General features: G+C 66.2%; 23 protein-coding genes and 1 tRNA gene. 13 read left to right on the top strand and 11 right to left on the bottom strand.

The features are described from left to right. Positions 1-25: 25 nt before the first annotated feature. A complete protein-coding gene (locus C491_RS10210) occupies positions 26-511 on the bottom strand; it encodes a hypothetical protein (RefSeq protein WP_005555872.1) in 486 nt (161 codons plus the stop codon). Next, positions 508-828: an AbrB/MazE/SpoVT family DNA-binding domain-containing protein gene (locus C491_RS10205; RefSeq protein WP_005555868.1), complete on the bottom strand. Its 321-nt coding sequence runs from the start codon at positions 826-828 to the stop codon at positions 508-510. Before C491_RS10205 ends, C491_RS10210 begins: the two co-directional genes overlap by 4 nt. Positions 829-1,061: 233 nt before the next feature. On the opposite strand from C491_RS10205, the gene C491_RS10200 reads away from it, so the two are divergent. The 8 genes from C491_RS10200 to C491_RS10165 all read left to right on the top strand — a co-directional run bounded on the left by C491_RS10200 (position 1,062) and on the right by C491_RS10165 (position 9,362). Then, positions 1,062-1,691 carry a MaoC family dehydratase gene (locus C491_RS10200; protein WP_005555866.1) on the top strand — a complete coding sequence of 210 codons (630 nt, stop codon included), beginning with the start codon at positions 1,062-1,064 and terminating at the stop codon, positions 1,689-1,691. Between the two features lie 222 nt (positions 1,692-1,913). Next, positions 1,914-3,281, top strand: a complete 1,368-nt coding sequence (locus tag C491_RS10195) for a phosphohexomutase domain-containing protein (protein WP_005555864.1) — start codon at positions 1,914-1,916, stop codon at positions 3,279-3,281. A gap of 170 nt (positions 3,282-3,451) precedes the next feature. Further along, entirely contained in the window at positions 3,452-4,504 is a 1,053-nt protein-coding gene (locus tag C491_RS10190; protein ID WP_049891723.1) for a BMP family lipoprotein, read from the top strand. A 4-nt stretch (positions 4,505-4,508) separates the two neighbouring features. After that, positions 4,509-6,119 (top strand): ABC transporter ATP-binding protein, encoded by a 1,611-nt coding sequence (locus tag C491_RS10185; RefSeq protein ID WP_005555861.1) that lies wholly within the window; start codon positions 4,509-4,511, stop codon positions 6,117-6,119. Further along, complete coding sequence (locus C491_RS10180) at positions 6,119-7,345, top strand: ABC transporter permease (RefSeq protein WP_005555859.1); 1,227 nt, start codon at positions 6,119-6,121, stop codon at positions 7,343-7,345. The genes C491_RS10185 and C491_RS10180 overlap by 1 nt, the downstream gene beginning before the upstream one ends. Beyond that, positions 7,338-8,414, top strand: a complete 1,077-nt coding sequence (locus tag C491_RS10175) for an ABC transporter permease (protein WP_005555857.1) — start codon at positions 7,338-7,340, stop codon at positions 8,412-8,414. Before C491_RS10180 ends, C491_RS10175 begins: the two co-directional genes overlap by 8 nt. A 62-nt stretch (positions 8,415-8,476) precedes the next feature. Beyond that, positions 8,477-8,869 (top strand): cytidine deaminase, encoded by a 393-nt coding sequence (cdd, locus tag C491_RS10170; protein ID WP_005555854.1) that lies wholly within the window; start codon positions 8,477-8,479, stop codon positions 8,867-8,869. 73 nt (positions 8,870-8,942) lie between these two features. Continuing rightward, positions 8,943-9,362, top strand: a complete 420-nt coding sequence (locus tag C491_RS10165) for an RDD family protein (RefSeq protein ID WP_005555852.1) — start codon at positions 8,943-8,945, stop codon at positions 9,360-9,362. Here C491_RS10165 and C491_RS10160 read toward each other — a convergent pair. Further along, positions 9,359-9,796 (bottom strand): DUF488 domain-containing protein, encoded by a 438-nt coding sequence (locus tag C491_RS10160; RefSeq protein WP_005555851.1) that lies wholly within the window; start codon positions 9,794-9,796, stop codon positions 9,359-9,361. The two genes, C491_RS10165 and C491_RS10160, sit on opposite strands and share 4 nt — an antisense overlap. A gap of 59 nt (positions 9,797-9,855) precedes the next feature. Here C491_RS10160 and C491_RS10155 point away from each other — a divergent pair, with 59 nt between their 5' ends. Further along, a complete protein-coding gene (locus C491_RS10155) occupies positions 9,856-10,680 on the top strand; it encodes a nucleoside phosphorylase (RefSeq protein WP_005555849.1) in 825 nt (274 codons plus the stop codon). Position 10,681: 1 nt separating this feature from the next. On the opposite strand, the gene C491_RS10150 is transcribed toward C491_RS10155, so the two are convergent. From C491_RS10150 to C491_RS23235, 5 genes are all read right to left on the bottom strand, one after another. Then, positions 10,682-12,067 carry an APC family permease gene (locus C491_RS10150; RefSeq protein WP_005555847.1) on the bottom strand — a complete coding sequence of 462 codons (1,386 nt, stop codon included), beginning with the start codon at positions 12,065-12,067 and terminating at the stop codon, positions 10,682-10,684. A gap of 215 nt (positions 12,068-12,282) precedes the next feature. Beyond that, positions 12,283-13,047, bottom strand: coding sequence for a mechanosensitive ion channel domain-containing protein (locus C491_RS10145; RefSeq protein ID WP_005555845.1), 765 nt, complete (start codon positions 13,045-13,047; stop codon positions 12,283-12,285). A 1-nt stretch (position 13,048) separates the two neighbouring features. Further along, positions 13,049-13,873 (bottom strand): diadenylate cyclase DacZ, encoded by an 825-nt coding sequence (gene dacZ / locus C491_RS10140; protein ID WP_005555843.1) that lies wholly within the window; start codon positions 13,871-13,873, stop codon positions 13,049-13,051. Positions 13,874-14,096: 223 nt separating this feature from the next. Further along, positions 14,097-14,181: transfer RNA gene (locus C491_RS10135), tRNA-Leu, on the bottom strand. Between the two features lie 46 nt (positions 14,182-14,227). Continuing rightward, entirely contained in the window at positions 14,228-14,401 is a 174-nt protein-coding gene (locus C491_RS23235; protein WP_169330925.1) for a hypothetical protein, read from the bottom strand. Between the two features lie 252 nt (positions 14,402-14,653). On the opposite strand from C491_RS23235, the gene C491_RS10130 reads away from it, so the two are divergent. Next, positions 14,654-14,962, top strand: coding sequence for a transcription initiation factor IIB family protein (locus tag C491_RS10130; protein ID WP_005555839.1), 309 nt, complete (start codon positions 14,654-14,656; stop codon positions 14,960-14,962). Positions 14,963-15,101: 139 nt separating this feature from the next. Here the strand turns inward: C491_RS10130 and C491_RS10125 are convergent, their stop codons facing one another. Continuing rightward, positions 15,102-15,587, bottom strand: coding sequence for a phosphopantetheine adenylyltransferase (locus tag C491_RS10125; RefSeq protein ID WP_005555837.1), 486 nt, complete (start codon positions 15,585-15,587; stop codon positions 15,102-15,104). A 135-nt stretch (positions 15,588-15,722) separates the two neighbouring features. Between C491_RS10125 and C491_RS10120 the strand changes: the two genes are divergently transcribed. The 3 genes from C491_RS10120 to C491_RS10110 all read left to right on the top strand — a co-directional run bounded on the left by C491_RS10120 (position 15,723) and on the right by C491_RS10110 (position 19,958). After that, positions 15,723-17,981, top strand: coding sequence for an NADP-dependent malic enzyme (locus tag C491_RS10120; RefSeq protein WP_005555836.1), 2,259 nt, complete (start codon positions 15,723-15,725; stop codon positions 17,979-17,981). A gap of 114 nt (positions 17,982-18,095) precedes the next feature. Beyond that, complete coding sequence (locus C491_RS10115; RefSeq protein ID WP_005555834.1) at positions 18,096-19,514, top strand: outer membrane protein assembly factor BamB family protein; 1,419 nt, start codon at positions 18,096-18,098, stop codon at positions 19,512-19,514. A 72-nt stretch (positions 19,515-19,586) separates the two neighbouring features. Then, positions 19,587-19,958, top strand: a complete 372-nt coding sequence (locus C491_RS10110) for a 30S ribosomal protein S8e (RefSeq protein WP_005555833.1) — start codon at positions 19,587-19,589, stop codon at positions 19,956-19,958. Between the two features lie 64 nt (positions 19,959-20,022). On the opposite strand, the gene C491_RS10105 is transcribed toward C491_RS10110, so the two are convergent. Beyond that, entirely contained in the window at positions 20,023-20,247 is a 225-nt protein-coding gene (locus C491_RS10105; RefSeq protein WP_005555831.1) for a DUF7511 domain-containing protein, read from the bottom strand. A gap of 160 nt (positions 20,248-20,407) precedes the next feature. Beyond that, entirely contained in the window at positions 20,408-21,403 is a 996-nt protein-coding gene (locus C491_RS10100; protein WP_005555829.1) for a phosphate signaling complex PhoU family protein, read from the bottom strand. Positions 21,404-21,602: the final 199 nt, after the last annotated feature.

Here is a 21,602-nt window from a genome sequence, read left to right as displayed (position 1 = left end):
TCGTATGGACAAAAGGCTATGGTCGTTACGCCGAAACGTCGAACTCCTCGGCGACGGAGTCGACGTTCTCGGTGACGGCGGACACGTTCTCCTCGGCCTGCTCGTGGGCCTCGAGCACGGCGTCGAAGCTCGTGTCGACGACGTCGGCGTAGCTGGCGGAGAACTCGTCGTAGGCGGCCTCGGACTCGTGGAGAGCCTCGGCGACGGCCGAAATCGACTCCTGCTGGGCGTCGGTCATCGCGTCGACGTTCTCCTCGAACTGCGAGCGGAACTCCTCGAGGTCGACGCCGTCCTCGGGCATCGACGCCTCGACGGCGTCGAAGTAGGCGGCGACGGCGCTCTTGGTGAACTCGGCGTTGGTCTCGACGGCCGAGCTCGAGGACTCGACGGCGTCGACGAAGGCGCCGAAGGACGTCTTCTGGGCCTCGAGGGCGTCGTGGGTGAGCTGCTGGCTCTGTTCGATGGCGGTGCGCTGTGCGGTAAACATGGCGGTGAATGGGTTCTGTGTCATTGGTCTGTCTCGCGGTTTCGTTTGACGGGAACGACGATCGTCTGGACGATATCACCCTCTTCGATGTCGAGGGCTTCCCGTTCGGGTTCGGGAATACTGATCCGACCACCGCTCTGGACTCGCGCCTTGAACGTCGCCGTTCCCATGTTCATCGGACCGAAGCTCGAGGCGTTCTCGAGCGGGTTCGCGGAGCTTGCCTCCATCAGCTGTTTCAGCATCTCCTGTTGGGATTCGGCGACCTGCTCGCCCGCGTTCTGCATCTGCTCGGCGAACATCGTCGGCGGGAACCAGGGCGATCGGTCGGAGTCGTCCGTCATCAACACAGTCAATGCGCTCCGACCTAATAAGGGTTTCCGATCTCTACCATTGAGTGCCACTGAATGGTTTCGAGCGCACTTCGGTGGTCATCATCGCCCCGTAGTGCGGTTTTCCGCCTCGAGCCCGCATTCGGGCACTCGAAAGCGTCCGTTACCACGCCGTCGCCGGCACGGATAACCGCGCATTGTGCAGCCAAAGAGGTATAACGGGCTCGTCCCTATAGCGAGAGTAGATGTCCCACCAGAACGCCGGCGAGAACGGGTTTGGCGCCCTGGCCAACGCCTGGTCCACCGCGACCCGATCCGTCCTCCGGAGTGCGACCGCGGCCAACCGCGCCGCCGTCGCCGCGATGGATTCGACCCAGACGGAATCGAACGGTAACTACACTGACGCCTCGATCCCCTCCCTCGAGTACGCCGACGCCGACTGGAGCTTCGAGCGAACCGTCGAGGATCCGGCGGCACTCGGTCCTGGCGATCAGGTCACCTTCGAGAAGGAACTCTCCGACGACGACGTGCGCGCGTTCGCCGAGATCAGCGGCGACACGAACCGCCTCCACCTCGACGACGAGTTCGCCGCCGACACCCGGTTCGGCGAGCGCATCGTCCACGGCACCCTCGTTTCGGGACTGATCAGCGCCGCGCTGGCCCGGCTTCCCGGGCTGACGATCTACCTCTCCCAGGACCTCGAGTTCGCCGGCCCCGTCGGCATCGGCGATCGGGTCTCCGCCCGCGTCGAGATCGTCGAGGACCTCGGCAACAACCAGTACCGCCTTGAGACGGTCGTCCGCGACGAGGACGACGACGCGGCGGTCGTCGACGGCGAGGCTGTCGTTCTCATCGACGAGATGCCCGACGCCTGAGACGGATTGCTGTCCCGATCTACAGGCACAACCGAAGTACGGCCCTCGGCCGTGCCGAAAAACGACGGACAGCGGTTCGTACGAGACGGGCTGCCGTGTCTTTTCTCGTAGACCAGCAACACCTCAAGACTACGCCGAAACCGTCCTCCTGGAGGGTGCGCTCGAGTTCTCGCTCCGTTCGAGGACAGACAGTATAAGTAGTTCCTCGCGGAACGGGCCACCATGACACTGTTCGGGACCGCAGGGATCCGCGGCCCAGTCGAGACCGTCTCACCATCGCTCGCGCTCTCGGTCGGCCAGGCCGCGGGCGAGTCCGGGACGACGTTCGTCGTGGGTCGGGACGGGCGGGAGACGGGACCGGCGCTGGCCGCGGCGATGGAGGCCGGCCTCGAGAGCGCCGGCGCCGACGTCCGTCGCGTCGGTCGCCTGCCGACGCCGGCGCTCGCGTTCGCCTCTCGAGGTCGGCGCGGCGTGATGCTCACCGCGAGTCACAACCCGCCGACCGACAACGGAATCAAGCTGTTTGTCGATGGCGTCGAGTACGACAGCGATGCGGAGGCGCTGATCGACGAGCAGGTCGGTGCTGCCGACCCCGGGCTTGCTTCCTGGGAGGAGTGGGGACGGTCGGAACGAGCCGACGTCCTCGGCGAGTACCGCAACGCCGTTGCGGACTACGTTCGCACCCAGTTCGGCAGCGAGTCACCGCTCGCGGGACTCTCGATCGCTGTCGACTGCGGGAACGGCGTCGGCGCGCTGGCGAGCCCGCAGGTACTCGACGACCTCGGCGCCGACGTCGTCGGGGTCAACGCGAACGTCGACGGCCACTTCTCCGGCCGGGACAGCAAACCGACCCCCGAGACGCTGACCGAGTTCAGCGAGTTCCTCGCCGAGGGCTCGTTCGATCTCGGCCTGGCCCACGACGGCGACGCCGACCGGCTCGTCGTCCTCGAGCCCGACGGGGCAGTCGTCCACGAGGATACTGTCCTCGCACTCGCCGCAGCCCACTACACCGAGACGAGCGACGCCGCCGACCCGGTCGTCGTCACGACGCCGAACGCCTCGGCCCGGATCGACGAGCGCGTTCGGGCGGCCGGCGGCCGCGTCGAGCGAGTCCGTCTGGGGGCGCTCCACGAAGGGATTGCCCGGGAACGCGACCAGGCCAGTGACGACACCGAGGTCGTCTTCGCGGCCGAACCCTGGAAACATATCCACACGAGCTTCGGCGGCTGGATCGACGGCGTCGCGAGCGCCAGCGTTGTGGCCGCACTCGTCGCCGACGCCGGGAGCGTCGCTACGCTACGGGAGCCGGTCACCGAACGCCCCTACCGGAAGGTCAGCGTCGACTGCCCCGACCGACTCAAGGCCGACGCGATGGCTCGCCTCGAGTCCGCCCTCCCGGAGGCGTTTCCCGAGGCGAGCGTCGACACGAACTACGGCGTCCGCCTCGAGTTCGCGGACGCCTCGTGGCTGCTGGTCCGTCCGAGCGGGACGGAGCCCTACATCCGGCTCTACGCCGAGAGCGACGAGGTCGACGAACTGGTCGCGGAGGGACGGACGGTTATCGAGCACGCGATCGAAGCGGTCCGGTGAGGCGGTGATCGAACGCTGGTGACGCGGTCTCGAGCGCGGCCGTGATGAAGAACTCGACGTCAGATGCGGGTGACGAATCGAGCTAGTTGCTGTCTGTCTCGATGCATGTTCGTCCAATTAGCCGGCAGAATCCGCACCATTTAACCTGACCTCGTGCACTATCGAGTATCATGGTATCCAACAGGCGACAGTTCTTGTGCGGTGCAGGCGCAGCCGGCCTCGTGGCGGCGGCCGGCTGCGTCGGCGGGTTCGGCGACGAGGGGGACGGCGAGAACGTAGAGGTCGGAATGGTCTACGCTACGGGCGGGCTCGGCGACGACTCGTTCAACGACATGGCACAGCAGGGGGCCGTCCAGGCCGAGGAGGAGTACGGTATCTCCTTCGACGAGGCCGAACCCGAGTCGGTCGGGGAGTTCGACGACGCACAGCGGAGTTTCGCCGAGTCGGGCAACTACGACCTTGTCAACTGCATCGGTTTCGCCCAGGAGGAGGCCCTCGAGGGCAACGCCGAGGAGTACCCCGACCAGGACTTCATCATCGTCGATACGGTCGTCGAGGCCGACAACGTCCGCAGCTACCTGTTCGACGAACCAGCGGGCTCGTTCCTGGTCGGCACCCTGGCCGGGCTGCTGACCGACGAGGAGTTCGCGGCCGGCGACGGCGAGACGAACCCCGACGAGTCCGCCGTCGGCTTCGTCGGCGGCGAGGAGTCGCCGCTGATCGAGTCGTTCCACGCCGGCTTCGAGGCCGGCGTCGAACACACTAACCCGGACGCGGAGGTGTTCTCGAGCTACGTCGGCGACTTCAACGACACGGCAACCGGACAGGAAGCGGCCCGAACGATGTACGAGTCGGGCGCGGATATCGTGTTCCACGCTGCCGGTCGCACCGGGATCGGCGTCTTCCAGGCGGCTGAGGACGAGGGTCGGTTCGCGATCGGCGTCGACGACGACCAGTCCGTGAGTCAGGAAGATTACGCCGACGTCATCCTTGCGAGCATGGTCAAACGCGTCGACGAGGCGGTGTTCGACGCGATCGGCACCGTCGTCGACGACGCGTTCGAGGGCGGCGAGGTAGAGGAGATCGGCCTCGAGGACAACGGCGTCGAGGCGGTCTACGGCGAGTCCATCGGCGACGAGGTCCCCGAGGAAATCCGCGACGAGGTCGACGAGACCCGCGAGGAGCTCATCGACGGCGAGATCGACGTCCCCGACGAGTTGTAACGTGATGAGCGAGCCTGGTACGGCCACCGGTGGGGGCGCGGGACCGAACGAGGACCTCGCCGTCCACCTCGACGGAATTACGAAACGGTTCCCCGGCGTCGTCGCGAACGACGATGTCGATCTTCGGGTCGAACGAGGAAGCGTCCACGCGCTACTGGGCGAGAACGGAGCGGGGAAGACGACGCTGATGAACGTCCTCTACGGGCTCTACGAGCCGACCGAGGGGCGGGTCCTCGTCGACGGCGAACCCCGCCAGTTCGACAGACCCCGCGATGCGATCGACGCGGGCGTCGGGATGATTCACCAGCACTTCATGCTGGTCGACACAATGACCGTCGCCGAGAACATCGCGCTGGGCAACGAGCCCAAGAAGTGGGGCGGCCTGGCGGTCGATCGCGACCGTATCGAGCGCGAGATCGCCGACCTCTGTGACCGGTACGGCTTCTCCGTCGATCCGTCCGCCACGGTCGGCGAACTGAGCGTCGGCGCCCAGCAGCGCGTCGAGATCCTGAAGGCGTTGTACCGCGGCGCGGACGTCCTCATCCTGGACGAGCCGACGGCCGTCCTCACGCCCCAGGAGGTCGAGGACCTCTACGGCGTCCTCGAGGAACTCACGGAGCAGGGGAAGACGATCATCTTCATCACTCACAAGCTCGGCGAGGCGATGCACTCGGCCGACGCGATCACCGTCCTCCGGGACGGGAAGTCGGTCGGGACCGTCGCGCCGGCGACGACCACTCGCGAGGATCTCGCCGAACTCATGGTTGGCCGGGAGGTTCTGCTCGAGGCCGACAGCGATCCGGTCGAGACCGGTGGGGCGATCCTCTCGGCGTCGAACGTGACCGTCGAGAACGACCGCGGCGTCGAGGTCGTCTCGGGGATCGACCTCGAGGTGCGGGCCGGCGAGATCCTCGGCATTGCGGGCGTCGACGGCAACGGGCAAAGCGAGCTGATCGAGGCGATCACGGGGCTGCGAACGCCCGACGAGGGAACGGTTCGGTTCGACGGCGACGACGTCACGGACTGGTCCCGGCGCCGACGGATCGACGGCGGGATGGCACACGTCCCGGAGGACCGTCACGAACAGGGACTGGTCATGCCGTTCGATCTCGTCGAGAACGCCGTCCTCGGGAGCCAGCGCTCCCCGCGGTTCGCCCACGGGGGCCGCATCGACTGGGCCGGCGTCCGGGACCACGCCGAGGACGTCATCGGAACCTACGACGTCAGACCGCCCACCGCCGACGCGGACGCGGAGTCCTTTTCCGGCGGCAACCAGCAGAAGTTCGTCGTCGGCCGCGAACTCGAGCGCGATCCCGACCTCGTGGTCGCGACCCACCCCACGCGGGGCGTCGACATCGGCTCGACCGAGTTCATCCACGAGCGGCTGCTCGACCTCCGACGCGAGGGGAAGGCCGTGTTGCTCGTCTCCTCGGCGCTCGACGAGGTCCAGTCGCTGTCGGACCGCCTTGCCGTCATCTACGAGGGCGAGTTCGTCGACGTCACCGATCCCGACACTATCACTGAGGAGGAACTCGGCCTGCTGATGGCCGGCGAACGGCCGAGCGAGACCACGAAATCGGAAGCGAGCGACCTCGTCGAAGGAGGTGATCGCTGATGCGCGACGACCTCGAGCGCCTGCTCGAGCGGCTGATCCACGCCTCGGTGGCCGAACGGGTCGCCATCAGCGTCGCGGCGCTGTTCGCCGCGATCCTCGTCGGCGGCGTGCTCGTCTTCGTCTCCGGGGGCTTTGCCTCCTGTCGGGCCGGCCTCGACCTCGCAGGGGTTACGTTCTGTTACAACCCGATACAGGTCTACTACGAGTTGTTCCTGGGCTCGCTGGGCCACCCCCTCGAGGGTGACTGGAGTCCGATGAACTACAGCCTCGCGACGACGCTGCGACAGACGACGCTGCTGATCTTCGCCGGTCTCTCGGTAGCCGTCGCGTTCCGCGCGGGACTCTTTAATATCGGAACGCAGGGTCAGCTGGTCATCGGCGGGCTGCTGACCGCGGTGACGGTCCTGTTCGCCGCGTCGTACGTCCCCGGCGGCTTCGTCGGCACCGTTCTGTTGATTCCGATCGGCGTGCTCGCGGGTGCCGTTGGCGGGGGCCTCTATGGAGCGATCCCCGGCGCGCTCAAGGCCTACGCGGGTGCGAACGAGGTCATCACGACGATCATGCTCAACTTCATCGCCGCCGGCGTCGCCTCGACGCTACTGTCCTGGCGGTTCCAGGATCCCGACAGCGCGAACCCCCAGACCCGGGCGATCCCGGAGTACGCGGAGATCCCGAACGTTCCGGTCGTCGGCTTCAGCGGTCGGATGGACTTCTCCCTGCTCGCGCTCGGCTTCGCGGTCGCGCTCATGATCGGCATCGCCTGGCTGCTCGCCCGAACCTCATTTGGCTACGAACTCCGAACGAGCGGCATTCAGCCGAAAGCCGCGGCCTACGGCGGTGTCGACGAGAAGCGCATGACAGTTGCGAGCATGACCCTCTCGGGGGCACTCGGCGGGATCGCCGGCGCCTTCTGGGTGCTGATGGAACACGGTCGCTGGCTCGAGAACGTCCCCGCGCTCGGCTTCGACGGGATCGCCGTCTCGATCCTCGCGGGGAACAATCCGTTAGGAGTCGGCGCCGCGGCCTTCCTGTTCGGCGTACTCTCGAGCGGGTCGAACGCGATCAACACTGCGACCGACGTCCCGCCAGAACTCGTGGGCGTCCTCTCGGGACTGATCATCCTCTTCGTCGCGATGCCGGAGTTCTTCCGGATGATGGGACGTCGGTACGCCGACGTCGGCGGCCCCGAGCGGACGCGGTCGACCGGAGGTGAGGCCGATGATTGAGCTCCCCTCCCGACCAGACCGCCGGACCCTGCTTGTCGGCCTCGGCGCGATTACGGCGGTGTGGGTCGTTCTCGGACTCGTCTTCCCCGACTCGTGGGCCGGCGTGTTGCTCTCGATCGCGGCCAACCCGAGCACGCACACGACGATGCTCCGGCTGGCGGTGCCGATCGCGCTGGCCGCGATCGGCGGCATCTTCGCCGAAAAGAGCGGCGTGATCAACATCGGGATCGAGGGACTGCTGATCGTCTCGGCGTTCTCGGCGATCATCGTCACGTTCTGGCTCGGCTCGGGCGAGTCCACGCTCGCCCTCTCCCATCACTGGTGGGGCTTCGCGGTCGGCGTCCTCGTCAGCACGCTGTTTGCCCTGCTGTTCGCGGTCGTCTGTATCGACTTCAAGGCCGACCAGATCATCGCGGGACTGGCGGTCTGGCTGATCGCGCTCGGGCTCGCGCCGTTCGTCTCCCGTATCGTCTTCGACAGCCCCAACACCGCGGGCGTCGGCTACTTCCAGAACGTCACGATCCCGGTGCTGTCGGAGATCCCGCTGCTCGGCTACCTGTTGTTCGACACGCCCCCGCAGGTGTACATCATGCTCGCGGCCGCGGTCGCGGGCTGGTACCTGCTCAACCGAACCGCGTTCGGCCGCTGGGTCGTCGCCAGCGGCGAGAACCCGAAGGCGCTCGATACGGCGGGCGTCGACGTCCGTCGGGTTCGCTACACCGCGGTTCTGCTCTCGGGGATCTTCGCCGGGCTCGGGGGCGCCGGCTTCGCGCTCGGCCAGCTCGGCACGTTCGCCGGCGGCGGCGAGACCGCGATCGGCGGTCGGGGCTTCATCGCTATCGCGACCTACCTCTTCGCGAACTACCACCCGATCGGCGCGCTGCTGGGCTCGTTTCTCTTCGCGGGGCTCGAGGCGATGCAGTTCCAGCTCCAGAATCTCGGCTACGCCGTTCCGACGGAGCTCATCCGGACGATCCCCTACGCGACGGTGATCGTCGTCCTCGTCTTCGTCGGCAAGACCCGGCTGCCGGAGGCTGCGGGCGAGGCCTACGACGGGGACGAGGACTGATCGCGGTCTCGTCCCGACGCGCGGGTCGGTGCCTTCTTGCTTCGGTCGTGGTAATCACGACTATGGACGACCTGATTGAAGCCGCACGCGACGTTCAGACGGACGCCCACGTTCCCTACTCCGAGTACCGCGTCGGCGCGGCCCTCGAGACCGCCGACGGCGAGGTGTTCGTCGGCTGCAACCTCGAGAACGCCAACTTCAGCAACAGCCTCCACGCCGAGGAGGTCGCGATCGCCGAGGCCGTCAAGAACGGCCACCGCGACTTTTCTCGGCTCGCGGTCAGCTCCGACCGCCGAGACGGCGTCACGCCCTGCGGGATGTGCCGCCAGACGCTCTCGGAGTTCTGCGACGGCGACCTCGACGTTTTCTGTGACGAAGGCGACGACGAGGAACCGAGCGAGTACACCCTCGAGGAGCTGCTGCCGAACACGATCAGCCAGGAGACGCTCGAGTAACGCCGGGCCGATCCGAATCTGCGCGTTCTCGAACAGTCAGAAAGTTTATTAGAATCACTCCGGGAGAGGGCGCATGGAGACAACGAAACGCGGATACGCGGGGACCGAAGGGGACGTTATTCTGCCCCGGGTCGCCGGCTTTCTCATCGATCACGTTCTCACGGTGATCCTTGGCGTCGGACTGTTGTTCGCGATGGGGCCGGAGACGACCGCCGGCGTCTACTTCTTCGGCGCGGTCGCCTACCTCGGCTACTTCGTCGCCCTCGAGGCCGCGGTCGGACAGACTGTCGGGAAGTATATCGCGGGCGTCGCCGTCGTCAACCCCGACGGAACGCCGATCTCGGTCGGCCAGGCGCTCGTGCGAAACGTGCTCCGGATCGTCGACGGCATCCTGAACTACGCGGTCGGGCTGGTGGTGATGCTCGTCACCGACGACCGCCAGCGGATCGGCGACCTCGCCGCCGGAACCCGGGTCGTCCGATCGCGTCGCTAATCGGCCGCCGCGCTCTCGAGTTGCTCCCGCAGAATCGTCCGGTGACACCGCTTCTTCTCCGTGTTCTCGTAACAGACCAGCGCCAGCGACTCCCCGTCGGCGAGTCGGCCCAAGAGGTCCTCGAGGGCAGCCTGCGCCTCCGGAGACTCCTCGAGGTAGGTCCGATAGCGCTCGTCGAAGTCTGTCCGGTCCCAGGCGGCGTTGTGTGCACCCTCGCCGCAGAGTCCCTGCATCTTGAGCTCGTCCTCGACGGTTCGGACCGCCTCGAGGAGGTCGGCGGGCGGTCCCAGCTCGGGGACGTTCTCGTCGACGGCGGCGTGAAACCACGGCGCCGGCTTCCGGACGACGCCGACGCGGGTCGTTCCGTCCGGCAGCTCTGCCAGGTCGTGCTGGATCGCGGCGACGTAGGTGTCCGCGAGCGTGCCGTCTGCCATATCGGCGCTACGGGAGCCCGGCATTTATATACACTGCGGGTGCGAATCGACGCGTCTGAATGCCGGGAGACAGCGAAGATCCGAACGCCGACGTACAGTACCACCTCGAGGTCGCGGCCGAAGACGTCGCCGACACCGTTCTTCTGCCGGGGAATCCGGAGCGGCTCGAGGTCATCATCGACTACTGGGACGACCACGAGATGCGGGCCCACCACCGCGAGTACCGCACCGCGACGGGCAGCTACGAGGGGACGCCGATCTCGGTCACCTCGACGGGGATCGGGAGCCCCTCCGCGGCCATCGCGGTCGAGGAGCTGGCTCGCGTCGGCTGTGGCACCTTCATTCGGGTGGGCTCCTGCGGGGCGGTCCAGCCCGAGATGGACGTCGGCGACCTCGTCATTACGACCGGGGGGCTCCGCCAGGAGGGAACGAGCGACGAGTACGTCCGCGAGGATTACCCCGCCGTCGCCGACTACGAGGTCGTCAGCGCGCTCGTCGCGGCCGCCGAACGACTCGGCTACGACTACCACACCGGCGTCACGATGAGCGCCGACTCCTTCTACGCCGGGCAGGGGCGGCCCGGCTTCGAGGGGTTCGAGGCGGCAGGCTCCGCCGATCTGGTCGACCAACTCGCCGACGCGAACGTCAAGAACATCGAGATGGAGGCGAGCGCCATCATGACGCTCGCGAGCGTCTACGGCCTCCGCGCGGGCGCGGTCTGTACGGTATACGCCGACCGCCAGGGCGGCGAGTTCAGCACCGAGGGTGAGTCTCGAGCCGCCGAGACTGCGACCCTTGCGACCCACCTGCTCGCGAGGATAGACGAGAAAAAACGGGCGGCTGGCGTCGACCGCTGGCACGCCGGCCTCTCGCTCGAGGAGTAACCTACCCCTCCGGCTCGAGCTGCTCGTTCTCGTGGAGCCGTTGCATCCGCGTCTCGAGGTCGATCCCGCGCTCGCCGAAGTACCACAGTCGAGCGCGGTAGAAGGCGTAGCCGAGCGCCATCCAGCCGACCAGAACCGCGACCATCGCCGGGAGCTGCGTCGAGACCAGCACCCAGAGGAACGCCGCCGAGGTGACCGCGCCGACAGCCGTGACCTTGAGCAGCCACGGCGGCAGCTTGTACAGCGAGTATTCGTAGCGATCGGGGAACGTCTTCGGCAGGTTCCAGAGCGCGATTCCCGACACCGCGAGCCCGAACAGGATCGTCAGCGAGAGCGCGACCGACAGCGTGACGGTTCCGGGCGAAACGGGCGCGACGAGCAGCGGCGGGACGCCCAGCAGGAGGACGGCGACGTACGGCGAGTCGTACCGGTCGTGGATCCGGGCGATCGCGCCGGGAATGATGTCGTCCCGACCTGCTCGCATCAGCAGCCTCGAGTAGGCGGTGTAGGTCATGTTGATCGAGGTCAGCGCCCCCATCGCGGCGGCGACGAGGACCAGCGCCGTCAGCGCCGCGGGGAAGTTCTCTAGGGAAATTTGTGCGACGGCGGCGTCCATCCCGCCCAGCAGTTCGTGGTTCGTCGTCCCGACGAGGACCGCGACGAGACCGACGAGCAGGGACAGCGAGACGACGGCCGACAGCGCCAACACGCGGGGGATGTTCTTCGCCGGATTCTTCATCTCCTCGCCGAGTTCGACGACGAGCCGAAAGCCCCGGAGCGGGAAGTACAGCGAGACGACGGCGACGATCACCTCGCCGCCGCCGTAGGGAAACAGCGGCGTGTAGTTGTCGACGTTGATCATGAACGCGCCGGGGACGATGAAGGCGAGCATCCCGACGACGATCAGCGAGACCATCAGGAACTGGACAACGGCGACCACCGTGATCCCGAGCACGTTCAGGGCGATGAAGGGGATCAACAGGCCGTAAATCAGCGCCAGCTCGGGAATCGCTGGGATACCGGAGACGTTGTCGGCGACGAAGCTGGCGTACTCGGCGAATCCGAGTCCGATAAAGAGCATCCCCGCCCAGACGCCAGGAATGGTAATCCAGGGCAACAGAAACCCCCAGAACGGACCGACCAGTCTCGAGGCGTAGACGTAGCTCCCGCCGGCGACCGGAATCGCACTCCCCAGCTGCAGGGACATGAGGATCCCGAACCCGAGCGGGATCATCGCGAGCCCGAGCGCGAGGAGGATCCCGGGGCCGGCGTCGCCGGCCAGCGGCCCCGGCAACACGAACGCGCTCACCCCGATGACGTTCCCGACGATGAGCACCGTCGCCCCGACGAGCCCGACCTCGGAGTCGATTATACCGTGGTTCGACATTACACGCCGATATCGAGCTACTGTTTGATAAAGATACGCATGCGAATAACACTGTTTCTTAGATGTGGGATATTAGTTTACACCGGAAACGGCACTCCGGGGCCGGGATCGACACTCGAGTCATGCGCCTCGAGGCGCTGAAGGCACTCCGAAACGCACTCGTCGTCGCTCGAGCGATCGTCACGACTCGCGGGAACCGCTTCGGAAGGACCCGACTACTCTCGAACTCGGACGATCCCGTCTTCGAAGACCTTTCGGTTGGGGACAATGTACTCCTCGGAGTCGTCCTCGATCTTCGTGACGAACAGATCGACTTCCTGAACGATCCCGGTCTGCTCGCCGACGCGAACCCGGTCGCCGATCCCGTAGGGCTGGTTCAAAAGCAGGTAGATCCCGGCCGCGCTCGAGACGAGGAAGTCCTGAAAGGCGAAGGTGCCGACGACGATGACTCCCGTCGCGTACACGGCGAGCAGAATCAACAGCGCGAGGATGTGGACCCCGATCTGTCCCAGCGCGATGATCAGGGCGACGTACAGGACAGTGTACTTGACGACCTTCGGGATAACCGATACCTCGGGCAGTTTGACGCTGCGGAGGTACTCGCTGACGACCAGCTCTGATTTGTCCGCGACGATGAACCCGACGATCATCACGAGCACCGCGACGAACACCTGCGGGATGAACTCCGTTACCCGGAGCCAGAACGCGTCGGTGTCCAGCAGCTGTGCGATGTGGATCGCGGTCAGAACGGCGATCCCGTAGATGAACCACGCGCTCAGCCGGGCGACGATCTCGACCGTCGAGGTGCCGAGCGACTGGGCGGTCCGCTCGAAGGGGGTCCCCTCGACGGCTTCGGGAACCCCCGAGGCCGTCAGCAGCTCCTCGTTGAGCCGCCCGACCAGGTAGCCGATGACGACTCCGAGGATCAACACCGCCGTCGCTATCACCGCCGGCTCGTCGATGAGCGTCTGCCAGTCCATGTTAGTACGCCTCCGGATCGACCTCCAGGATGATCTCGCCGGCCTTGAACGCCCGGACGAGACCGTCGCTCTCCGAGAGCACGATCGCGATCGCGTTCGTGTCCCGGGTGATCGCCCCGCCGGCCATGTGGCGGGCGCCTAGCCCCTTCGGGATGTCGACACCCTCCGCGGAGGGCTCGAGGTATCGGTACGCGGAGACGATCTTGCCCGCGTCGGAGATGACGAAGGCGCCGTCGAGCCGCGAGAACTCCTTCAGCATGACGTCCACGATCGGATCGCCGACGTGGACGTGGGACTTCTCGAAGGGGTTGTACGACAGCGGCCGGGACTTGTTCATCACCTTTCCCGCGTCGCCGACGACGAACAGCGCGCCCACCGGCTTCCCCTTCTGTCCCTTCTGTCCGAGTTCGATCGCCAGCTCCAGTACCGACTTGACGACCTCCGGATCCGCCCGCGAGCGGGCGAACAGGTCGTAGATCCCCGTTCGTGAGTCGGCGTCGGCGCGAACGCGGGAGACGGTGTCGATGTCGTCGCTGAAGACGCTCGTCGCACACGCCAGCATGTCGCCGTCGTCGATGATATCCTGATCGAGCGCGCCCTCGAGCCCGAACCGGATCCGATCGGAGATGTTGTCGAACTCGAGGGGAAGCTCGACGAACGTGTCCGCGCCGACGTCGTTTCCGGTGCCGACGACCAGTAACTCGAAGTCGTCGTCCTCGTCCTCGAGGTCGGTGAACCGTTCGTAGTACGATCCGCTCGGAGAGAAGAGTGCAACTGCGTCGACGCTCGAAAAAAGATCACCGAACACATCGTCTAAGCCGGCCATTGATCATACAAGCCGTTTCCGCGCGAATAAGCGTTGTGGAGTGTCTGACGTCCGTCTTGCCAACGTGTGCCATAGGAGGCTCGAGCGGTGTGCGACTAGGTGGGTGGGACCGGATTCGAACCTCGCCGAGACGATCGCTCTCGTTTCGCTCGAGCGCTGCGACTCGTCTGATTCGAACCGGCCGTACGATTGCTGTCGCTCGCGAGTTTGCTCGCGACAGCAATGCGCGGGACCGGATTCGAACCGGCGGACCCCTACGGGACAGCGTCCTAAGCGCTGCGCCGTTGGCCTGGCTTGGCTACCCGCGCTCGTTCCCTGGTTTTCGCGAATCGAGTAAGAAGCTGTCGATCCGGCTCACTCGTGTTTGACCGGCTCCTCGGGCGACCAGTCCGGCGGAACGATGAAGGTGACGTGTTCTGCGTCGCGAAGCTGGTGGAGTTCGGCCGCCTGCTCGGCCAGGGACCGATCCCGGTACGGCATCTCGAGGCCGCAGCCGGTACACACCAGCTTGCATGTTGGTTCTTTCATGGGAGTGCGGACGGCCGGCCCGGTCGGAGCGGCGGACGTCGATCCAGGGTTCAGCGGAGTAGGGCTTTAGTAGTCGCGTCCTAGTGAAATCCGCGGAGAACGGCCGTTTCGTTGAGTCGTTCGTAGCTGAATGTTGTCGCATCTAGCCGGCTATTGGAACCGCGCCCCATCCGGTGGAGCCGAGGTTACCGCTTCGAGTCGCGAGCCCGTCGCGGGCCGCAGGTTTATTTCCGGCGAACGGGTACGTGGGGTATGCACAGCGCCCGGGATCGCATCGAGTACGAACGCTGGCTCGAGGACCTCGAGCAGGCTGCCGACCGACTGGAGCTCTCGAGTGAAGCCCGATCGTGTGCGGCGGAGCTGTTCCTGCTCGACGTTCCCGAGGCCGATCGCTCGAAGCGAGCGACGCTGGCGGCGAGTCTCTACGCGGGATCGCTGGTCGCCAGCGACGGCCGAACCCAGAGCGACGTCGCCGAGGCCGCGGACGTCTCCCGGCTCTCGATCCAGTCGCGCTGGAAGGACCTCCTCGAGGAGGCCGGACTCGAGCCGCCCCGGTGGTAAGACCGACCATCGCTCTCGGTGCGGACCGTTTCATCGTTTCTCTCGCTCGTAAGTGTACGATACGCGGCCGAAACCGAGCCGAACGATCAGACTACTGAACTGAGCGTGATAGCTGCGGCGAACGAATCGATATCGGTCGTCAGTGCTGCTCCGTTTCCGCGCCGCCCTCGAGAACGGTACCGTGCTCGTCGATCTCGCCCTCGACGATGCGGGTGCTCGAGATGATGTCGCCGTCGTCGGCCAGGGCGTGGGGAACGACGACGATCTCGAGGGGGTCGTGGCCGCGCTCGTGGCGGAGTTCGTTGATCCGTTTTCCGCCCTCGATGGTCTCGGGCGAGACGACGAGATAGTCGAACTGCGGTTCGGTCGCGATCCCCGTCGACTCCTCGAGGGGTCGGACCTCGAACGCGCGGTCGTGTTCCTCGGCGAGGGGTTCGAACTCGTCCTCGAGGGTTCGCTTTCGCTCCTCGAAGGAGTTGACGTGTCGTTCGACGTGGCGAGTTTTCGGCGCGAGCTCGTCAGTCGTGAGTCCGACGGTTACGTCCCCGAGTTCGAACGCCCGCTCGAACAGTCGGCGGTGACCGTCGTGAACGGGGTCGAACGTCCCACCAAGCGCGACGTCCATACCCAACCCACTGGAGCGGTGCGTATAAAACGGTCGACTCCGAGAATCGCCGTCCCGCCGCGCTCGAGCGGTGTTCGACGATCGTCGATTGTGCCTTTCACATTGTTTTTAGTAGTGCCCCACAGTCCCACCGGTATGGGACTGGACGAGGACTCACTGGAGTATCACCGGACGGATCCGCCGGGAAAGATCGAAATATCGACGACGAAACCGACGAATACACAGCGGGATCTCTCGCTGGCGTACTCGCCCGGCGTCGCCGCCCCGTGTATGGAAATCGCCGACGACGAGACGGATGCCTACTCCTACACGGCGAAGGGAAACCTCGTCGGCGTCGTCTCGAACGGGTCGGCGGTGTTAGGCCTCGGTGACATCGGCGCCCAGGCCTCGAAGCCGGTCATGGAGGGGAAGGGAGTGCTGTTCAAACGGTTCGCCGACATCGACGTTTTCGACATCGAACTCGACGAGGCGGACCCTGAGGAGCTCATCACGGCCACGAAGATGATGGGGCCAACCTTCGGCGGGATCAATCTCGAGGACATCAAGGCGCCCGAGTGTTTCACCATCGAGGAGCGGCTCGGCGAGGAGATGGATATCCCTGTCTTCCACGACGACCAGCACGGCACCGCGATCATCTCCGGGGCCGCGCTCGTCAACGCCGCCGACATCGCGGGGAAAGAACTCGAGGAGCTCGAGGTCGTCATCTCGGGGGCGGGTGCGAGCGCGATCGCCTCCGCGCGGTTCTACGTCTCGCTGGGCGTCCGACGGGAGCACATTACCATGTGTGACTCCTCGGGGATCATCACCGAGGAGCGCGCTCGGGCGGGCGACGTCAACGAGTACAAACGGGAGTTCGCCCGGGACCTGCCCGAAGGCAGTCTCGCGGACGCGATGGAGGGTGCGGACGTGCTGGTCGGCCTCTCGGCCGGCGGCATCGTCTCCCAGGAGATGGTGCGCTCGATGAACGAGGACCCGATTATCTTCGCGATGGCCAACCCTGACCCCGAGATCGGCTACGAGGAGGCGAAAGCCGCCCGCGAGGACGACGTCATCATGGCCACCGGCCGTTCGGACTACCCGAATCAGGTCAACAACGTGCTCGGCTTCCCCTTCATCTTCCGCGGCGCGCTCGACGTTCGGGCGACCGAGATCAACGAGGAGATGAAAGTCGCCTGCGCCAGAGCGCTGGCCGACCTCGCCCGCGAGGACGTTCCGGACGCGGTCGTCAAGGCCTACGGCGACGAGCCGCTGCAGTACGGCCCCGAGTACATCATTCCGAAGCCCGTCGATCCGCGGGTGCTGTTCCGCGTCGCCCCCGCCGTCGCCGAGGCCGCGATGGAAAGTGGTGCCGCCCGCACCGAGATCGACCTCGAGGAGTACGAGGAACAGCTCGAGGCCCGACTGGGCAAGTCCCGCGAGATGATGCGGGTCGTGCTCAACAAAGCGAAGAGCGACCCCAAGCGCGTCGCCCTGGCCGAGGGCGAAAACGAGAAGATGATCCGGGCGGCCTACCAGATCCAGGAGCAGGGGATCGCGATGCCGATCCTCATCGGCGACGAGAGCGAGATCCGCCAGACGGCCGCGAACCTCGGGTTGGACTTCGAGCCCCAGGTCGCTGATCCGTCGGTCGGCGACTACGAGGAGTACGCCAACCGGCTCCACGAACTGCGCCAGCGCAAGGGGATCACCCGGACCGAAGCGGGCGAGCTCGTCGAGACCGACTCGAACTACTTCGGCAGCGTGATGGTCGAACAGGGCGACGCCGACGCCCTGCTGACCGGGCTCTCGTATCACTACCCGTCGGCGCTGCGTCCGCCGCTGCAGGTGATCGGCACCGCCGACGACGTCGACTACGCAGCGGGGGTCTACATGCTCACCTTCAAGAACCGCGTGATCTTCATCGCCGACGCGACGGTCAACCAGAATCCCGACGCCGACGTCCTCGAGGAAGTCACCAAACAGACGGGTAAACTCGCGCGACGGTTCAACGTCGAGCCCCGGGCGGCCCTGCTGTCGTACTCGAACTTCGGCAGCGTCAACAACGAGGGCACCCGCAAACCCCGCCGGGCCGCGGCTCGGCTCCAGGACGATCCCGAGGCCGACTTCCCCGTCGACGGGGAGATGCAGGCCGACACCGCCGTCGTCGAGGAGATCCTCGAGGGCACCTACGGCTTCTCCGAGCTCGAGGAGCCCGCGAACGTACTCGTCTTCCCGAACCTCGAGGCGGGCAACATCGGCTACAAGCTGCTCCAGCGTCTCGGCGGCGCGGAGGCGATCGGACCGATGCTCGTCGGGATGGACGAGCCGGTTCACGTCCTCCAGCGGGGCGACGAGGTCAAGGACATCGTGAACCTGGCGGGCGTGGCGGTCGTCGACGCCCAGCAGGACGAGTAGTCGAGCGAACGGGAATCGTCTCGAGGGTCGACCCCTCGAGTTCACGAAGTCGGAACCGGACACCGAGATTCTTTTGTGGGATCGATCCCTCGAATTTTCACAGAACCTCCCGCCATGCCACACCGATCCCAGTCTCCGGTCGCCGGCTCCGAATCGAACGGCTCGCGTCACCGCAGGCGATTCCTCCAGACCGCGGGCGTCGCCGCGACCGCAGGGCTCGCGGGCTGTGGCCTGTGGGAGCCGACCGACGACGACGAGCCCGGCGCGAACGGCGACGAACTGGACGTCGCCGACGACGTCTCGTCGTACGCGACTCACCCCGACGACGATGTGAGGATGTTCCGTCGCGGCCTGCGACGGCTCGGCTACTTCCCCGACGAGACCGTCCCCGACTCGGTCAGTGTCAACTGGTCGTTTCCGATCAACAACGTCGGCCACACCGCGGCGAAGTCGAGCCCGCTGCCGACGCCCGACGGCGAGACGATCGTGATCGCCGGCGACACCGGCTTCGTCCACGGCGTCCAGCCCTCCGGCGAACCACGCTGGCTGACCGAGACGGGCGCGACCGACCTCGGATTCCACGGCTCGCCGGCGATCGTCGACGACACCGCCTACATCGGCGGCTACGACGGCGACCTGTACGCGATCGACGTCGAGACCGGCGAGATCGTCTGGCGAACCCGCGCCCACGAACTCGAGGGGACGCTGGCGATCGGCTCGAGTCCTGCCTACTACGACGGGACGCTGTACGTGATCGCCGAGTACGGGAGCCCCTCCTCGGGGGCGCTGTGGACGTTCGACGCGGCGACGGGCGAACCCACCTGGCACGACGACCGCATCTGGGGCCAGCCCCACCCCTCGCCGACGATCGATCTCGAGACGGGCCGGATCTGTGCGGGCTCGAACGACGGCGTCGTCTACTGCTGGGAGTTCCCCGACCTCGAGTTCGCCTGGGAGTACCAGACCGGCGGCGAGGACGGTCCCGATGGCGAGGAGAGGGCCGACGGCGAGTTCAACCTGGGCGCGGAGATCAAGGGGACGATCGCGGCCCACGACGGCTACGGCTACGTCGGCTCCTGGGACGAGCGCTTCCACTGCATCGATCTCGAGGACGGAACCGAGGAGTGGACCTTCGAGTTCGAGAACCGATCGATGGCCAACCCCGCGCTCGATCCCGAGGAGGACGTCGTCTACACCGGGAGCAACGACGACCACGTCTACGCGATCGACTGCGAGACCGGCGAGGAGCTGTGGGCGACCGATATCGACGGCTCGATCATCGGCGCGGTGACCGCTACCGCCGGGACGATCCTCGTCGGCTCATACGACTCCCACCTGTACGCGCTGGACAAGGAGACGGGGGAGCGGCGCTGGCGGGTACAGAACCGCGGCCACGTCACGAGCGCGCCGGTTCCCCACGACGGTCGGATCTACTACGCCGAGCGGGGCGTCTTCACGAACTACTGGGACGACGACGAGGAGACCATCCTCGAGGAGCCGGGCCACGCCTACTGTCTGGTCCCGGAGGAGTGAGCGTCAGCCGGCCGAAATCGGCGGTCGATCCGAAAGCGTGGATTCAAGTATCCGCCGGGCCGTTGTCCGGGTATGCAAAACCAGGGACGCTCCACGCGCAAGCGAACCGGTGGCCGACTGAAGAACGTCCGAAAGCGCCGCAAGAACGAACTCGGTCGCCTCCCGACCGAGACGCAGGTCGGCGAGCCCCGCTTTCGCGTCGTCGACGTTCGCGGTAGCAACACGAAGACCCGCGCCCTCGCGACGAACGTCGCGAGCGTCAACAAGGACGGCGAGACCGTCACCGCGGAGATCGAGGACGTCGTCGAGAACGACGCCAACCCGAACTACGTCCGACGGAACATCATCACGAAGGGCGCCGTCGTCGAGACCTCCGAGGGCCAGGCCCGCGTGACGTCCCGACCCGGCCAGACCGGTCAGGTTAACGCCGTTCTCCTCGAGTAAACTGCGAAAACCGTTCTCTCGGATACTCACTCCGCGTAGCGACGGCGCCGCGAGGCAAGACCGCTCACCGCCACGCCTCGAGGTCGACGAACGCGTCCGCGGTCGCGGTCAGCCACGCCGTTCGCGTCACGTCGTTCGAGCTGTCCGCCGGGTAGACGGTCAGCCGATCCCGCCGGTTCTCCTCGCTGACGACGACGGCCGCGAGTCGCTCCGTCGTCGGTCTCGAGGGGGCAGCGTCGGTCGGTCGCTCGCGGGTCGGTTCGTCATCGGAGGTTGTAGGTTCGTGCATGGTCGGTCTGGCACCTGGTGCCACGTCCGTTCGGAGGCGAGATCGGAAGAAAGCGATTGCTAGTTGTGGTATCGATTCCTCCATACCCGTCACGTTCGGACAGTACGGATCCGTATCGACGACCGCAGTGTGAGGATACGAATCGAGTCGAGTTTCGGTCTTAGGGGCGCGGTGCCGCCTTCTGCAGTGCGGTCTCGGCGATGTTGCCGCCGTAGTCGGCGCTTCTGGACAGCGAGTCGACGATCAGCCCCAGCGACTGGGCCTGCACCGGCTCGAGGTCCCGGAGGATGTCGTCGATGTAGCGGGTGTGTTCGTCGATTTCGAGGACGGCCTCGCGGGCCGCGTGGCCGAGCCGGTTCGCCTCCTCGGTCTCGTCGGCGAACAGCGCGTCCATCGCTTTCTCGAGGACGTCGGCGGCGTCCGTCCGGAGCGCGATCAGCGCCTCGGCGACCTCCTCGGGGATCGCCTCGAGCTTGAGTGCGAGATTGGAGATCTTGGCGGCGTGGTCGGCGACACGCTCGAGCTGGCGGGCGCTCGAGTGGAAGTCGAAGCAGTCCTCGCGGGGAACGCCAAGCTCCTCGGCGGCCCGGGGCGAGCGAAGCGTCGCCCGGAAGATCCGCGAGACGACCAGCCAGAGGCGGTCGACGTCGTCGTCGCGCTCGATGACGTCCTGTGCGATGTCGTCGTCGTTCTCGACGAGAGCGGTGACGGCGTCGGAGAGCATCGAGGTCGCGATCAGACGCATCCGGGAGACGGCGTTGACGATCGACAGCTCCGAGGAGTCGAGCAAGTCCTGGATGACGACGCTGTCGGTCGTCTCCTCTAAGACCTCGACGCCGACGAGGCTCTGGGTCGCGTCACGGATCGCGCGGCGCTGGTCGGTCGTGATCCGGGTCGCCTCCAGCCGGATGATGTCGAACCCGCTGACGTACATCGTCATCACCGCCCGAGTGAGGCGCTCGCCCTCGAGGTCGGAGACGTCGAGGGTCCCCTCCTGGCGGTCGACGTCGCTGGCGGGCGTCAGCAGCAGCGAGTCGTCCTCCGGATAACACTCGACGGTCGTGCCGGCGCTGACGCCGTTTTCGGTCGCCCAGCTCTTCGGTAGCGAAACCGTATACGTAGACCCCCCCGTTACCTGGACCTTTCGCGTCTCCATACGGCATGGTTTTTTCTGGAGCGTGATAAGCCCCACTCACCGCTATAGAGCCGGTCGGTGCGATCGGATCCTCCGAAACCGGTCGCTCGGATCATCTCTCATGGGTCTGCTGTGCTGAGATACTGTGAAAGCGTGACCAACATAGAGGTATATAGAGAACATAGCAGGGTACTTAGACGCGATCCGCGCTAGGAGTGAG

This window comes from Natronococcus amylolyticus DSM 10524, assembly GCF_000337675.1.
GTDB classification, from domain to species: Archaea; Halobacteriota; Halobacteria; order Halobacteriales; family Natrialbaceae; genus Natronococcus; species Natronococcus amylolyticus.
This window is presented reverse-complemented; position numbering and strand designations above follow the sequence as displayed.

What these genes read in the sequence shown, in the direction of transcription:
- C491_RS10200 (WP_005555866.1), top strand. Translation starts at nt 1,062, where the DNA reads ATGTCCCACCAGAACGCCGGCGAGAACGGGTTTGGCGCCCTGGCCAAC.
- C491_RS10160 (WP_005555851.1), bottom strand. Translation starts at nt 9,796, where the DNA reads ATGGCAGACGGCACGCTCGCGGACACCTACGTCGCCGCGATCCAGCAC.
- C491_RS23235 (WP_169330925.1), bottom strand. Translation starts at nt 14,401, where the DNA reads ATGAAAGAACCAACATGCAAGCTGGTGTGTACCGGCTGCGGCCTCGAG.
- C491_RS10100 (WP_005555829.1), bottom strand. Translation starts at nt 21,403, where the DNA reads ATGGAGACGCGAAAGGTCCAGGTAACGGGGGGGTCTACGTATACGGTT.
- C491_RS10210 (WP_005555872.1), bottom strand. Translation starts at nt 511, where the DNA reads ATGACACAGAACCCATTCACCGCCATGTTTACCGCACAGCGCACCGCC.
- C491_RS10115 (WP_005555834.1), top strand. Translation starts at nt 18,096, where the DNA reads ATGCCACACCGATCCCAGTCTCCGGTCGCCGGCTCCGAATCGAACGGC.
- C491_RS10165 (WP_005555852.1), top strand. Translation starts at nt 8,943, where the DNA reads ATGGAGACAACGAAACGCGGATACGCGGGGACCGAAGGGGACGTTATT.
- C491_RS10155 (WP_005555849.1), top strand. Translation starts at nt 9,856, where the DNA reads ATGCCGGGAGACAGCGAAGATCCGAACGCCGACGTACAGTACCACCTC.
- C491_RS10175 (WP_005555857.1), top strand. Translation starts at nt 7,338, where the DNA reads ATGATTGAGCTCCCCTCCCGACCAGACCGCCGGACCCTGCTTGTCGGC.
- C491_RS10180 (WP_005555859.1), top strand. Translation starts at nt 6,119, where the DNA reads ATGCGCGACGACCTCGAGCGCCTGCTCGAGCGGCTGATCCACGCCTCG.
- C491_RS10110 (WP_005555833.1), top strand. Translation starts at nt 19,587, where the DNA reads ATGCAAAACCAGGGACGCTCCACGCGCAAGCGAACCGGTGGCCGACTG.
- C491_RS10195 (WP_005555864.1), top strand. Translation starts at nt 1,914, where the DNA reads ATGACACTGTTCGGGACCGCAGGGATCCGCGGCCCAGTCGAGACCGTC.
- C491_RS10185 (WP_005555861.1), top strand. Translation starts at nt 4,509, where the DNA reads ATGAGCGAGCCTGGTACGGCCACCGGTGGGGGCGCGGGACCGAACGAG.
- C491_RS10205 (WP_005555868.1), bottom strand. Translation starts at nt 828, where the DNA reads ATGACGGACGACTCCGACCGATCGCCCTGGTTCCCGCCGACGATGTTC.
- C491_RS10130 (WP_005555839.1), top strand. Translation starts at nt 14,654, where the DNA reads ATGCACAGCGCCCGGGATCGCATCGAGTACGAACGCTGGCTCGAGGAC.
- cdd (WP_005555854.1), top strand. Translation starts at nt 8,477, where the DNA reads ATGGACGACCTGATTGAAGCCGCACGCGACGTTCAGACGGACGCCCAC.
- C491_RS10125 (WP_005555837.1), bottom strand. Translation starts at nt 15,587, where the DNA reads ATGGACGTCGCGCTTGGTGGGACGTTCGACCCCGTTCACGACGGTCAC.
- dacZ (WP_005555843.1), bottom strand. Translation starts at nt 13,873, where the DNA reads ATGGCCGGCTTAGACGATGTGTTCGGTGATCTTTTTTCGAGCGTCGAC.
- C491_RS10105 (WP_005555831.1), bottom strand. Translation starts at nt 20,247, where the DNA reads ATGCACGAACCTACAACCTCCGATGACGAACCGACCCGCGAGCGACCG.
- C491_RS10120 (WP_005555836.1), top strand. Translation starts at nt 15,723, where the DNA reads ATGGGACTGGACGAGGACTCACTGGAGTATCACCGGACGGATCCGCCG.
- C491_RS10150 (WP_005555847.1), bottom strand. Translation starts at nt 12,067, where the DNA reads ATGTCGAACCACGGTATAATCGACTCCGAGGTCGGGCTCGTCGGGGCG.
- C491_RS10145 (WP_005555845.1), bottom strand. Translation starts at nt 13,047, where the DNA reads ATGGACTGGCAGACGCTCATCGACGAGCCGGCGGTGATAGCGACGGCG.
- C491_RS10190 (WP_049891723.1), top strand. Translation starts at nt 3,452, where the DNA reads ATGGTATCCAACAGGCGACAGTTCTTGTGCGGTGCAGGCGCAGCCGGC.